General features: G+C 72.9%; 14 protein-coding genes. 13 read left to right on the top strand and 1 reads right to left on the bottom strand.

Annotated features, from left to right (window positions below; genetic code table 11):
- The first annotated feature begins 75 nt into the window (after positions 1-75).
- From steA to ACRAKH_RS25265, 5 genes are all read left to right on the top strand, one after another.
- A complete protein-coding gene (gene steA / locus ACRAKH_RS25285) occupies positions 76-1,260 on the top strand; it encodes a putative cytokinetic ring protein SteA (protein WP_380723968.1) in 1,185 nt (394 codons plus the stop codon).
- On the top strand, positions 1,257-2,195 hold the full coding sequence (locus tag ACRAKH_RS25280; RefSeq protein WP_380723967.1) for a copper transporter: 939 nt from the start codon (positions 1,257-1,259) through the stop codon (positions 2,193-2,195). Before steA ends, ACRAKH_RS25280 begins: the two co-directional genes overlap by 4 nt.
- A gap of 297 nt (positions 2,196-2,492) precedes the next feature.
- Positions 2,493-4,184 carry a CTP synthase gene (locus tag ACRAKH_RS25275; RefSeq protein ID WP_380723966.1) on the top strand — a complete coding sequence of 564 codons (1,692 nt, stop codon included), beginning with the start codon at positions 2,493-2,495 and terminating at the stop codon, positions 4,182-4,184.
- On the top strand, positions 4,181-4,822 hold the full coding sequence (locus tag ACRAKH_RS25270) for an NUDIX domain-containing protein (protein ID WP_380723965.1): 642 nt from the start codon (positions 4,181-4,183) through the stop codon (positions 4,820-4,822). The genes ACRAKH_RS25275 and ACRAKH_RS25270 overlap by 4 nt, the downstream gene beginning before the upstream one ends.
- 53 nt (positions 4,823-4,875) lie before the next feature.
- Positions 4,876-5,256 carry a DUF2752 domain-containing protein gene (locus ACRAKH_RS25265; protein WP_380723978.1) on the top strand — a complete coding sequence of 127 codons (381 nt, stop codon included), beginning with the start codon at positions 4,876-4,878 and terminating at the stop codon, positions 5,254-5,256.
- Here ACRAKH_RS25265 and ACRAKH_RS25260 read toward each other — a convergent pair.
- Positions 5,245-5,853, bottom strand: a complete 609-nt coding sequence (locus ACRAKH_RS25260; RefSeq protein WP_380723964.1) for a DUF1707 domain-containing protein — start codon at positions 5,851-5,853, stop codon at positions 5,245-5,247. The two genes, ACRAKH_RS25265 and ACRAKH_RS25260, sit on opposite strands and share 12 nt — an antisense overlap.
- A 67-nt stretch (positions 5,854-5,920) precedes the next feature.
- Between ACRAKH_RS25260 and ald the strand changes: the two genes are divergently transcribed.
- From ald to ACRAKH_RS25220, 8 genes are all read left to right on the top strand, one after another.
- Positions 5,921-7,030 carry an alanine dehydrogenase gene (gene ald, locus ACRAKH_RS25255; RefSeq protein ID WP_380723963.1) on the top strand — a complete coding sequence of 370 codons (1,110 nt, stop codon included), beginning with the start codon at positions 5,921-5,923 and terminating at the stop codon, positions 7,028-7,030.
- 208 nt (positions 7,031-7,238) lie between these two features.
- The gene (xerD, locus tag ACRAKH_RS25250) at positions 7,239-8,147 is read left to right on the top strand and encodes a site-specific tyrosine recombinase XerD (RefSeq protein WP_380723962.1); all 909 of its coding nucleotides are present in this window, start codon (positions 7,239-7,241) and stop codon (positions 8,145-8,147) included.
- Between the two features lie 84 nt (positions 8,148-8,231).
- Positions 8,232-8,552 carry an ArsR/SmtB family transcription factor gene (locus ACRAKH_RS25245; protein ID WP_380723961.1) on the top strand — a complete coding sequence of 107 codons (321 nt, stop codon included), beginning with the start codon at positions 8,232-8,234 and terminating at the stop codon, positions 8,550-8,552.
- Between the two features lie 93 nt (positions 8,553-8,645).
- Positions 8,646-9,620 (top strand): ParA family protein, encoded by a 975-nt coding sequence (locus ACRAKH_RS25240; RefSeq protein ID WP_380723960.1) that lies wholly within the window; start codon positions 8,646-8,648, stop codon positions 9,618-9,620.
- On the top strand, positions 9,617-9,940 hold the full coding sequence (locus ACRAKH_RS25235) for a hypothetical protein (protein ID WP_380723959.1): 324 nt from the start codon (positions 9,617-9,619) through the stop codon (positions 9,938-9,940). Before ACRAKH_RS25240 ends, ACRAKH_RS25235 begins: the two co-directional genes overlap by 4 nt.
- Positions 9,937-10,761: a segregation and condensation protein A gene (locus tag ACRAKH_RS25230; protein ID WP_380723958.1), complete on the top strand. Its 825-nt coding sequence runs from the start codon at positions 9,937-9,939 to the stop codon at positions 10,759-10,761. Before ACRAKH_RS25235 ends, ACRAKH_RS25230 begins: the two co-directional genes overlap by 4 nt.
- On the top strand, positions 10,758-11,585 hold the full coding sequence (gene scpB / locus ACRAKH_RS25225) for an SMC-Scp complex subunit ScpB (RefSeq protein WP_380723957.1): 828 nt from the start codon (positions 10,758-10,760) through the stop codon (positions 11,583-11,585). Before ACRAKH_RS25230 ends, scpB begins: the two co-directional genes overlap by 4 nt.
- The gene (locus tag ACRAKH_RS25220; protein ID WP_380723956.1) at positions 11,578-12,354 is read left to right on the top strand and encodes a pseudouridine synthase; all 777 of its coding nucleotides are present in this window, start codon (positions 11,578-11,580) and stop codon (positions 12,352-12,354) included. Before scpB ends, ACRAKH_RS25220 begins: the two co-directional genes overlap by 8 nt.
- The last annotated feature ends 45 nt before the right edge of the window (positions 12,355-12,399 follow it).

Raw genomic sequence — 12,399 nt, 5'->3', positions numbered from 1 at the left:
GGAGTCACTGACCAGCCCGGACCCGCTCGGCGTGTTGGCCGCCGAACCGCGCCGGACGTGAGTCACCATCGGTTCATGAAGCTCTCCGGGTTGCTCGGCCGCACGAACCACGAACTGCCAGGCGTCGTCGGCGTGGCGCGGGTCGATCGCCGCTCGGGTGACCTCCTGCGCCGCCTGAGTCCCGGCGACGTCGCCGTCCTCGACCACGTCGACATCGACCGCCGCACCGCCGAGGCGCTCGTCCACGCCGGGGTGGCGGGCGTCGTGAACGCCTCGCCGTCCATCTCCGGCCGGTTCCCGAACCTCGGCCCGGAACTGCTGGTCGAGGCCGGTGTCCCGCTGGTCGACGGCGTCGGCACGGCGGTCCTGCGCGAGATCAGGGACGGCGCCAAGCTGCGACTGCACGACGGCGGGGTGTTCGTCGGCGAGAAGGAGGTCGCGCGCGGCGTCCAGCAGACCGCCGAGTCGATCGCCGACGCGATGATCGGGGCCAAGGCGGGCATGGCCGCGCAGCTGGAGGCGTTCTCGGCGAACACCATCGAGTTCCTGCGCCGGGAGCGGTCGCTGATCCTCGACGGCGTCGGCGTGCCCGAGGTGTTCGTGCCGATCCGCGACCGGCAGGTGCTGGTCGTCGCGGGCGGCCCGCGGCACGCCGAGGAGCTGCGGAAGCTCCGCAAGTACATCCGCGAGTACCGGCCGGTGCTGATCGGCGTGGACGCGGGCGCGGACACCCTCCACGACGCCGGGTTCAAGCCGGACGTCATCGTCGGCGACCCGGACGCCATCGGCACCGAGACGTTGAAGTCCGGCTCGGAGGTCGTGGTGCCGGCGCAGACCGACGGCCACGCGCCCGGTCTGGAGCGCATCCAGGACCTGGGCATCGGCGCGGTGACGTTCCCCGCGACCGGCAACGCCGAGGACCTGGCGCTGCTGCTGGCCGAGGCGAACGGCGCGTCGCTGGTGGTGACCGTCGGCCTGCAGGCCGGGCTGCGCGAGTTCCTGGACCGCGGGAACTCCGGGTCCACCCCGTCGACGTTCCTGACCCGGCTGAAGCTGGGCAACAAGCTCGTGGACGGGCACGCCGTCGCCACGCTGCACCGCAGCCGGGTGTCGCTGGGCCTGATCACCCTGCTGGTGCTGGCCGCCGTCGTGGCGATGGTGGCCGCGCTGGCGGTGTCCGGGGTCGGGCAGGTCTACGTGGACCTGGCGGCCGACGCGTTCCGATCCGTCGTCGACTGGTTCAGGGGGTTGTTCGCGTGATCTCGCTGCGCTACCACATCGTCTCCGTCACCGCGGTGTTCCTGGCGCTGGCCGTAGGGGTGGTGCTCGGCTCCACCGCCATCAGCGGCCGGCTGCTGTCCGGGCTCACCGACGACAACAGCGCGCTCGGCGAGGAGGTCGCCGCGTTGCAGGCGCAGCGCAGCGGGCTCGACGCCCGGCTCGCCGACGCCGACCGGTTCGCCACCTCCGTCGGCCCGCTGGCCGTGAAGGGGCAGCTGGCCGACCGGACCGTCGTGGTCGTCACCACCGGCGACACCGACCCGAACGACCGGGACGCGTTGACCGGGCTGCTGCGCTCGGCGGGCGCGACCGTCACCGGGGAGCTGCAGCTCACCGACTCGTTCACCGACCCGGACAAGGCCGACCAGCTGCTGAACCTGGTCGCCCGGCTCCAGCCTGCCGGCACCCAGCTGCCCACCGGGGCCGACCCGGGGACGCGGGCGGGCGGGCTGCTCGGCTCGCTGCTGCTGATCAGCAAGGACGACAACCAGCCGCAGTCCACCCCGGACGAGCTGGCGGCCGGGCTGGGCGGGCTGGCGAGCGCCGGTTTCGTCAAGCCGGGGCAGGGGTTGCAGCCCGCGCAGCTGGCCGTGGTGCTCACCGGTGGTGCGGTGCGCGGCGACTCGGCCGGTGACCGGGCGGCGGTGGTGGCGCGGTTCGCCACCCAGCTCGACCGGTCCGGCGCGGGGACGGTGCTGGCGGGCGGGGACGGGTCGGCCGACGGCACGGGGGCGGTCGGCGTGGTGCGGGCGGACACGGCGGCGACGTCCGTGCTCTCCACCGTGGACAACCTGCACACCGCCGCCGGTCGGGTGGTGACGGTGCTGGCGTTGCGCGAGCAGCTGGAGGGGAAGGCCGGGCGGTACGGGGTGGCGGGCAACGCCGAGGCGCCCGCGCCGGGAACCGCCGGCTGACAGCGGACGGGCGGCGCCCGGGGATGGGGCCGGTGCGGGTGTCGGCCGTTCCGAGGCGTTCACCGGGCGGTTCCGGAGGCGTTGCCGGGCGTTCCCGGGGCGGTTCCGCGGGCGGATCGCGGTCGGTGGTCTCCTGTTCGAGCGACCCTAGGCCATCCGAGTGACACGCCGCCGGGCCCGCCGGCGCGCTGGGTGACCGGTGGCGTGTTAGCGTTAGGGCCCGTGGACAGGGCGCTGAGCTGTGCGGAACCACCCCAGCCGGCCCCTAGCGGAAATCCAGGACCACGGGGAGCCTCCTTGGTGCAGCAGGCACGTACGACCAAGCACGTTTTCGTCACCGGGGGTGTGGCGTCGTCCCTCGGCAAGGGGTTGACCGCCTCCAGCCTCGGGCAGCTGCTCACCGCTCGTGGTCTTCGAGTGACCATGCAGAAGCTGGACCCGTATCTGAACGTCGATCCGGGCACGATGAACCCGTTCCAGCACGGCGAGGTGTTCGTCACCGACGACGGCGCGGAGACCGACCTCGACATCGGCCACTACGAGCGGTTCCTGGCGAGGGACCTCTCCGGTGACGCCAACGTCACCACGGGGCAGGTGTACTCCGAGGTCATCGCGAAGGAGCGGCGCGGCGAGTACCTGGGCGACACGGTCCAGGTGATCCCGCACATCACCGACGAGATCAAGCGGCGCATCCGGGCGATGGCCGAGCCGGGCCCGGACGGCGTCACGCCGGACGTGGTCATCACCGAGGTCGGCGGCACGGTCGGCGACATCGAGTCGCTGCCGTTCCTGGAGGCGTGCCGGCAGGTGCGCCACGACGTCGGTCGCGACAACGTGTTCTTCCTGCACGTGTCGCTGGTGCCGTACCTCGCGCCGTCCGGCGAGCTGAAGACCAAGCCGACGCAGCACTCCGTCGCCGCGCTGCGCAACATCGGCATCCAGCCCGACGCCATCGTGTGCCGGGCCGACCGGGAGATCCCGGACGCGTTGAAGCGCAAGATCGGCCTGATGTGCGACGTGGACACCGAGGCCGTGGTGGCCGCGGTGGACGCGCGGTCGATCTACGACATCCCCAAGGTGCTGCACGGCGAGGGCCTCGACGCGTACGTGGTGCGGCGGCTCGACCTGCCGTTCCGCGACGTCGACTGGACCGTGTGGGGCGACCTGCTCGACCGGGTGCACAACCCGGCGGAGAAGGTCCGCATCGCGCTGGTCGGCAAGTACGTCGACCTGCCCGACGCCTACCTGTCGGTGACGGAGGCGCTGCGCGCGGGCGGTTTCGCGCACCGCACCAAGGTCGAGATCGTGTGGGTGCCGTCCGACGAGTGCAAGACGCCGTCCGGCGCCGCGCACGCGCTGGGCGGGCTCGACGCGATCCTCATCCCCGGCGGGTTCGGGGTGCGCGGCATCGAGGGCAAGATCGGCGCGATCACCTACGCGCGGACCCGCGGCATCCCGCTGCTGGGCCTGTGCCTGGGGTTGCAGTGCCTGGTCATCGAGGCGGCGCGGAACCTCGCGGGCATCGAGGACGCGAACTCGTCCGAGTTCGAGGAGGGCGGGTCGCCGGTCATCAGCACCATGGCCGACCAGGAGGACGTCGTCTCCGGGCAGCGGGACATGGGCGGCACGATGCGGCTCGGCGCGTACCCGGCGAAGCTGGTGCCGGGCTCGCAGGTGGCGTCGGCGTACGGGTCGCTGGAGGTGTCCGAGCGGCACCGGCACCGGTACGAGGTCAACAACGCCTACCGCGCGCAGCTCGGCGCGGCGGGCCTGGTGTTCTCGGGGACGTCGCCGGACGGGCGGCTGGTGGAGTTCGTCGAGCTGCCCGCCGACGTGCACCCGTTCTTCGTGGCCACCCAGGCGCACCCGGAGCTGAAGTCGCGCCCGACGAAGCCGCACCCGCTGTTCGCGGCGTTCGTGAAGGCGGCGCTGGACTACCGGCTGGCCGACCGGCTGCCGCTGCCCGAGACCGCGGGGGCCGCGCAGTGACCGCCCAGGAGGACACGGGCTCGCCCCGGCACGCGTTCGACACGGTGTCGTCGGAGGACGTGCACGTCGGGCGCGTCGTGGCGCTGCGGGTGGACGAGGTCGCCATGCCCGGCGGCGGCACGGCGCGGCGCGAGGTGGTGGAACACCTCGGCGCGGTGGCCGTCGTGGCGCTGGACGACGACGGCGCGGTGACGCTGATCCACCAGTACCGGCACCCGTTGGGGCGTCGGCTGTGGGAGCTGCCCGCCGGGCTGCTGGACGCCGGCGACGAGACCCCGGTGGCCGCCGCGCGCCGTGAGCTGGCCGAGGAGGTCGGGCTCGCGGCGGCGGAGTGGGTGACGTTGGTGGACGTCGCCGTGTCGCCGGGGTTCACCGACGAGGTGGTGCGGGTGTTCCTGGCCCGCGGGCTGACCGTCGTGGACCGGGACGTGCAGGGCGAGGAGGAGGCCGACCTGGAGGCGAAGGCCTTCCCGTTGGCCGACGCGGTGGCGATGGCGCTGGCCGGTGAGATCGTGAACGGTCCCGCCGTGGCCGGTCTGCTCGCCGCGCAGGCCGTCGTCGAGGGCCGGGCCGAGGGCCGTCCGGCGGACGCCCCGTTCCACGACCGGCCGACGCGCTTCGCGGCGCGGCAGTCCTGAGCGCGCGACCCGGGGGTCCCGAACGCGGGACCCCAGGGTCGGCTTGGGGGATGATGGTCGGCGTGGGTGTGCGCGGGCCGTTGGCGTTGGCCGGGGCGGCGTTGGCCGGGTGCGGGGTGCTGCTGGTCGTGGACCCCAACCGGCCGGGGTCGTGGCTGCCGCCGTGCCCGCTCTACGCGTTGACGGGCATCCAGTGCCCGGCGTGCGGGTCGACGCGGATGGTCCACGCCCTGCTGCACGGTGACGTGGTCGCCGCCTGGCAGTTCAACGCGGTCATGCTGGTCGCCGGGCTGCCGCTGCTGGTGTGGCTGTGGGCGCGGTGGTTCCGGGCGGCCCGGGCCGGCACGCCGACACCGCGCGTGTCGCCGAAGGTGGGCGTGCCGGTGGTGGCGTTGGCCGCCACGTGGATGCTGGCGCGGAACCTAGTCGCGTAGCTTGCGGCCCTCGCTGTCCGTGCCGCCGTTGACGAGCAGGATGATCCCGTCGATCAGGGACCAGATGCCGCAGCCGCCGCAGGTCAGCAGCTGGGCGATGCCGATGCCGGTGTCGCCGATGTAGAAGCGGCCGATGCCGAACGGCAGCGCCAGCTGCAGCACGCCGGCCGCGATCTTCGACTTGTCCGACAAGGGCTGCCCGGTCACCGGGTCGACGCCGTACGGCGCGTTGGGGTTGTAGCCGGGTGGGTAGTTGTACGCGTAGGCCTGCGTCGGGTCCGCGTAACCGGGCGGCACTCCCGGCACACCGTGGCCTGGCGTGCTGTAGCCGGGCGTGCTGTAGCCGGGCATCGGCGGCGGGGGCGGGTACGCGGCGGTCGGCGTCGGGTACGACGGCGGCGCGAACACCGGGTGCGGCGGCGGCAGGTCGCGGAACAGGGCGGACAGCTCGTGCGCGGTCTGGGCCGCGGACGCGTAGCCGACGCGCTGCTCGTACTCGCCGATCTCCAGGCGGCCGGCCGCGAAGTGGTCGTTCAGGGCGTTGATCGCCTCTTCGCGCTGCTGGTCGCCGATGCGCACCTGGTGTGGTTCCGACACGGGTCAAACGCTAACAGCCGAACCTTCCTGGTGAGCCGGAACCCGCTGGTCGACCTACCCTTTCAGGGTGCTGGTCGGAGTGCCGCGAGAGGTGAAGAACCACGAGTACCGGGTCGCCGTCACGCCGGCGGGCGTGGTAGAGCTGACGCGCCGCGGCCACCGGGTGCTGGTCGAGTCGGGAGCGGGCGCCGGGTCGTCGATCACGGACGCCGAGTTCACCGCCGCGGGCGCCGTGGTCGTGCCGGACGCGGACGACGTGTGGGGCGACGCCGAGCTGGTGCTGAAGGTCAAGGAGCCGGTCGCCGAGGAGTTCCACCGGATGCGGCCCGGGCTGACCCTGTTCACCTACCTGCACCTGGCCGCCGACGCCGAGTGCACGCGGGCCGTGGTCGCGTCGGGCGTCGACGCCGTCGCCTACGAGACCGTGCAGCTGCCGGACGGGTCGTTGCCGCTGCTCGCGCCGATGAGCGAGGTCGCCGGCCGGATGGCCGCCCAGGTCGGCGCGCACTGCCTGGAGCGCAACCAGGGAGGGCGGGGCGTGCTGCTCGGCGGTGTGCCCGGTGTGCCCGCGGGGAAGGTCGCGGTGATCGGGGCCGGTGTGGCGGGCATGAACGCTGCCGCGGTGGCGCTCGGCATGCAGGCCGAGGTGGTCGTGCTGGACACGAACGTCAACCGGCTGCGGCAGATCGACTTCACCTACCGCGGGCACCTGCAGACGGTGACCGGCAACGCGTACGAGGTGGAGAAGGCGTGCAGGTGGGCGGACCTGGTCATCGGCGCGGTGCTCGTGCCGGGCGCGAAGGCGCCGAAGCTGGTGAGCAACCAGCTCGTGTCCACCATGAGGTCCGGGTCGGTGCTCGTGGACATCGCCATCGACCAGGGAGGGTGCTTCGCCGACTCCCGCCCGACCACGCACGACGACCCGACGTACCGGGTGCACGACTCGGTGTTCTACTGCGTGGCCAACATGCCGGGCGCCGTGCCGCACACCTCGACGTGGGCGCTGACCAACGTCACACTGCCCTACGTGACCGCGTTGGCGGACAAGGGTTTCCGGCAGGCGATCGGCGACGACCCGGCGTTGGCGAAGGGCGTGAACGTGGTGCGGGGCGCGGTCGTGCAGGCTGAGGTGGCCAAGGCGCACGGTCTTCCCCACGTGCCGCTGGCGCAGCTGTGAGGGACGGCGGTGGGCCGGACGCGTTGGGTCGCGCGTCGGAGGGCCGAGAACCGAGAGCCGAAGACGGCGGGCTGTCTGGCCCGGAATCGGCTCGGGCCGGGTCGGGTCGGGCCGAGTCGGTGGGGTGGTGGGGGCGCGAGTGGTGGGTGAAGGGGCGAGGGGAGCGGAATTGTCGGACCCCTTGGGTAACGTAAAAGCAGGGGTCCCCTTGGCGGGTACCCCTGCGGGGCGTGCGGTGGGGGCGTTCCTCGACCACCTGGCGGTGGAGCGGGGCACGTCGCGCAACACGCTCGACTCCTACGCCCGCGACCTGCGCCGGTACGCCCGCCACCTGGAGCGGCTGGGGGTGGACGACCTCTCCGGCGTCACGGAGGCCGTCGTCGGCGACTTCCTGGCGTCGTTGCGCGAGGAGGGCCTGGCCGCGTCGTCGGCCGCGCGGACCCTGGTCGCCGTGCGCGGCCTGCACCGGTTCGCCCACCGCGAGGGCATCACCGGGCACGACCCGGCCCGCGACGTCCACCCGCCGACCCCTCCGCGCCGGCTGCCGAAGGCGCTGCCCGTGGACGACGTGCTGAAGCTCCTCGACGTCCCCGGCGACACCCCGGCTCAGCTGCGCGACCGCGCCCTCCTCGAACTGCTCTACTCCAGCGGCGCGCGGATCTCCGAGGTCGTCGGCCTCGACGTGGACGACGTGGACGCCGCCGAGCGCACCGTCCTCCTCGACGGCAAGGGCGGCAAGCAGCGGATCGTGCCCGTCGGCCGGCCCGCGCTCCGGGCGCTGGACGCGTACCTGGTGCGCGCCCGCCCCAGCCTGGCGAAACGCGGCACGCCCGCGCTGTTCCTCAACGCCCGCGGCGGCCGGCTGTCGCGCCAGACCGCGTGGCACGTCCTGAAGACCGCCGCCGAACGGGCCGGCATCCGGGCCGAGGTCTCCCCGCACACGCTGCGGCACTCGTTCGCCACCCACCTGCTCGAAGGCGGCGCCGACGTGCGGGTCGTGCAGGAGCTGCTGGGCCACTCCTCCGTGACGACGACGCAGGTCTACACACTCGTCACGGTCAACACCTTGCGCGAGGTCTACGCGACCGCCCATCCTCGCGCATCGGGTGGAACATGAGCGCGCCACGGGTACCGTGGGCGGTCGCCTGACCGGGTAACCCACCCCGATTCAAGAGCCCGACGAGCTGGAGGTGCCGACCAGGTGCCGAACTTGGACGAGCCCGAGCCCACCGCGATCGAGCTGGGCGCGGTGCTGCACGCGTTGAGCGACGCCACCCGGCTGGCGGTGGTGCGGCAGATCGACGCCGACGGCGAACGCCTGTGCGGCGCGCTGACCGTGGACGTCGCCAAGTCCACCCTGTCGCAGCACCTGCGCGTGCTGCGGGAGGCGGGCATCACCCGCACCAGGGCGTGCGGCAACCAGCGGTGGGTGTCGTTGCGCCGCGACGACCTGGACGACCTGTTCCCCGGGCTGCTCGACGTGGTGCTCCGGGCCGCCGACCGGACCGGCGCGAACCGGTGAGAAACGGTGGCGGGCGCTACGGCGGGGCGCGTTGCTGGTAGGCCTCGGTGTGCTTAGGCTGCGCCCAGGCAGAGGACTAGGAACGAGAAGGCGATGTCGACACCGGAGCACGCGGGCCAGACGTGGGGCGCACCCCCACCGCCCCCGCCGCGGTCCGCCGTGCCGCGAGCCTCGGTCGAACTGAGCCTCGCCCCGCACGCCGCGCCCGCCGACGAGGACGCTGCCGAGCAGGTCGCGGGCGACATGGGGCCCACCGGGCGGCCGCTGCGCCAGATCGCCGACCCGCCGCTGATCGCCCACCACGGGCCGGCGAAGATCCTCGCCGTCTGCAACCAGAAGGGCGGGGTCGGCAAGACCACGTCCACCATCAACCTCGGCGCGGCGCTCACCGAGTACGGGCGGCGGGTGCTGCTGGTCGACTTCGACCCGCAGGGCGCGCTGTCCGTCGGCCTCGGCGTGCACCCGCACCAGCTCGACCAGACGATCTACAACGTGATCATGGAGCGCAACGTCGCCGTCGGCGACGTGATCATGCGCACCCCGGTCGAGGGCATGGACCTGCTGCCCAGCAACATCGACCTGTCCGCGGCGGAGATCCAGCTGGTGTCCGAGGTGGGCCGCGAGCACACGCTGGTGCGCACGCTGCGACCGGTGATCGAGCACTACGACTACGTGCTGGTGGACTGCCAGCCGTCGCTCGGCCTGCTCACCGTGAACGCGCTCGCCGCCGCCGACGGCGTCCTCATCCCGCTGGAGTGCGAGTTCTTCAGCCTGCGCGGGGTCGCCCTGTTGATCGACACCATCGAGAAGGTCAGGGAGCGGTTGAACCCGAAGCTGGAGATCACCGGAATCCTCGCCACCATGTACGACCCGCGCACCCTGCACTCCCGCGAGGTGATGGCGCGCGTCGTCGAGGCGTTCGGCGACGTCGTGTTCGACACGGTGATCAACCGCACCGTCCGGTTCCCGGAGACGACCGTCGCCGGCGAGCCGATCACCCGCTGGGCCCCGCGCTCGGCGGGCGCGAAGGCGTACCGCGCGCTGGCGCGCGAGGTGATCGCCCGGTGACCCGACGCCCATCGCTGCCGGGCGCGTCCGAGCTGTTCCGCCTCACGACGGGCTCCGCCCCCACCCCCGACGTGCCCGCGCAGGAGCAGCCGGCGCAGCGGCGGGGGACCGGTCGGCAGAAGCACTCCACCAAGATCACCGTGTACGTGTCGGACGAGGAGCTGCTGGCGCTGGAGCACGCGCGGCTGGCGTTGCGCGGCGAGCACGGCCTGGCCGTCGACCGCGGCCGCGTGGTGCGCGAGGCCATCGCGATCGTGCTCGACGACCTCGAAGGGCACGGCGCGGACTCGCTCCTGGTGCGTAGGTTGCGCGAGCAGTGAGCGGTGACGCACCCGAACCGGTGGCGGTGGTCGGTGACGGGCGGTTCCAGGTCAAGCTGACCAACTTCGAGGGGCCGTTCGACCTGCTGCTCCAGCTCATCTCGCAGCACACGCTGGACGTCACCGAAGTCGCGCTGCACACCGTCACCGACGACTTCATCGCCTACATCCGGGCGCTCGGCGACCAGTGGGACCTCGACGAGACGACCGAGTTCCTGGTCATCGCGGCCACGTTGCTCGACCTGAAGGCGGCCCGGCTGCTGCCCGCGGGCGACGTGGAGGACGAGGACGACCTGGCGTTGCTGGAGGCCCGCGACCTGCTGTTCGCGCGGCTGCTGCAGTACCGGGCGTACAAGCAGGTCGCGGCGCTGTTCGGGGAGCTGGAACGGGGAGCGTACCGGCGTTACCCCAGGTCGGTGGCGTTGGAGCAGCGGTACGAAGGGTTGCTGCCCGAGGTGATGCTGGGCGTGGACGCGCGGCGGTTCGCCGAGATCGCCGCGGTCGTGTTCCGGCCCAAGCCGCCGCCGACGGTGTCGACGTCGCACATCCACCAGCACCGGGTGTCCGTGCGGGAGCACGCCGACCTGCTGCGCGCGCGGCTGGCGGAGGTGGGGACGGCGACGTTCGCCGAGCTGATCGCCGAGTGCACGGAGACGATGGAGGTCGTCGCCCGGTTCCTGGCGCTGCTGGAGCTGTACCGGGAGCGGGCGCTGGCGTTCGAACAGCCGGACCCGCTCGGCGAGCTGCGCATCACGTGGGTCGGCGGGACCATCGAGGAGGCGCAGGCACACGCCCGCGACGAGGACGAGGAGTACGGGTGAGCGACCACCGACCGACCGGCCCGGACCTGGCCCCGGACCGCGACGTCGCTCCCGAGTCGGTCCCGGCCGGGTCGGACACCGCCGAGCCGAAGACGGCTGGGTCCGACGCGGCTGGGTCCGACGCGACTGGGTCGGGCGTGGCCGGGTCGGAGACGGCCGGGTCGGACACCGCGGGGTTCCAGCGGGTCGACGCGGTGGCCGAGGTGGCCGGCGTGGCGCCGCCCCTGCCCGCCGACCTGCCCGAACCGGACGACGAGGCCGAGGCCGGCGGGTTGCCGGACCTCGCCGACGACGCCGAGTTCGAGGGCGCGCTGGAGTCGATCCTGCTCGTCGTGGACAGCCCGATCGCCGAGGAGCAGCTGGCCGGCGTCCTCGACCAGTCGGTGAGGCGCGTCACCGCGGCCCTGCACCGGCTGGCCGCCCGGTACACCGAGCAGGGCAGCGGCATCGACCTGCGTAGAATCGGGGACGGCTGGCGGTTCTACACACGGGACCGCTTCGCGCCATTCGTGGAGAAGCTGCTGCTCGACGGGCAGCGCGCCAAGCTCACCCGGGCCGCGTTGGAAACGCTCGCGGTCATCGCCTACCGGCAGCCCGTGACGAGGGCCCGGATCGCGGCGGTCCGCGGGGTGAACGTGGACGGGGTCATCCGCACGCTCGTCGCGCGCGGTCTGATCGCCGAGACGGGCACGGACTCCGACACGGGTGGCATCCTGTACCGCACGACCGAACTGTTCCTGGAGCGGTTGGGGCTGTCGTCGTTGGGCGACCTGCCGCCGATCGCTCCCCTGCTGCCCGAAGTGGATGCGATCGACGATGTCTGACCAGGCCGTGCCGAAGCGCTCGGCGCCAGGTTCTTCCGGGCAACCCGAGGGGATCCGGCTCCAGAAGGTGCTCGCCAAGGCGGGCATCGCCTCGCGGCGGGTCGCCGAGGAGCTGATCGAACTCGGCCGCGTGCAGGTCGACGGCGAGGTGGTCCGGGAGCAGGGCCGCCGCATCGACCCGGACACCGCCGTGGTGCACGTCGACGGCGTGCGCGTGGTGCTCAAGGAGGACGTGGTCACCCTCGCCTTCAACAAGCCGCACGGCGTGCTCTCGACCATGCACGACGACGCGCACCGCCCGTGCGTCGGCGACTACCTGCACAACCGCAAGGAACGCCTGTTCCACGTGGGCAGGCTCGACGCCGACACCGAGGGCCTGCTGCTGCTGACGAACGACGGCGACCTGGCCCACCGGCTGATGCACCCGTCGTACGAGATCTCCAAGACCTACCTCGCCGAGGTGCCCGGCCCGATCCCGAAGGACCTGGGCAAGCGCTTGCGCGCGGGCGTCGAACTGGAGGACGGCCCGATCGCGGTCGACTCGTTCAAGCTGATCTCGTCCATGCCGGGCAAGGCGCTGGTCGAGGTCGTGCTGCACGAGGGGCGCAAGCACATCGTGCGCCGCCTGCTCGACCACGTCGGCCACCCCGTGGAGCACCTGGTGCGGACCGCCGTCGGCGAGGTGCGGCTGGGCAACCAGCGCCCCGGCTCGATGCGGGTGCTCAACCGGCAGGAGGTCGGCGCCCTCTACAAGGCCGTCGGCCTGTAGTCGGACCAGGGTTCGCGAGCGGCCCGCGGGTCGTCCCACCGGGAC

The sequence above is a fragment of the Saccharothrix hoggarensis genome (assembly GCF_052936025.1).
The sequence above is the reverse complement of the archived record's forward strand: the minus strand, read 5'-3'. Positions and strand labels throughout refer to the sequence as shown.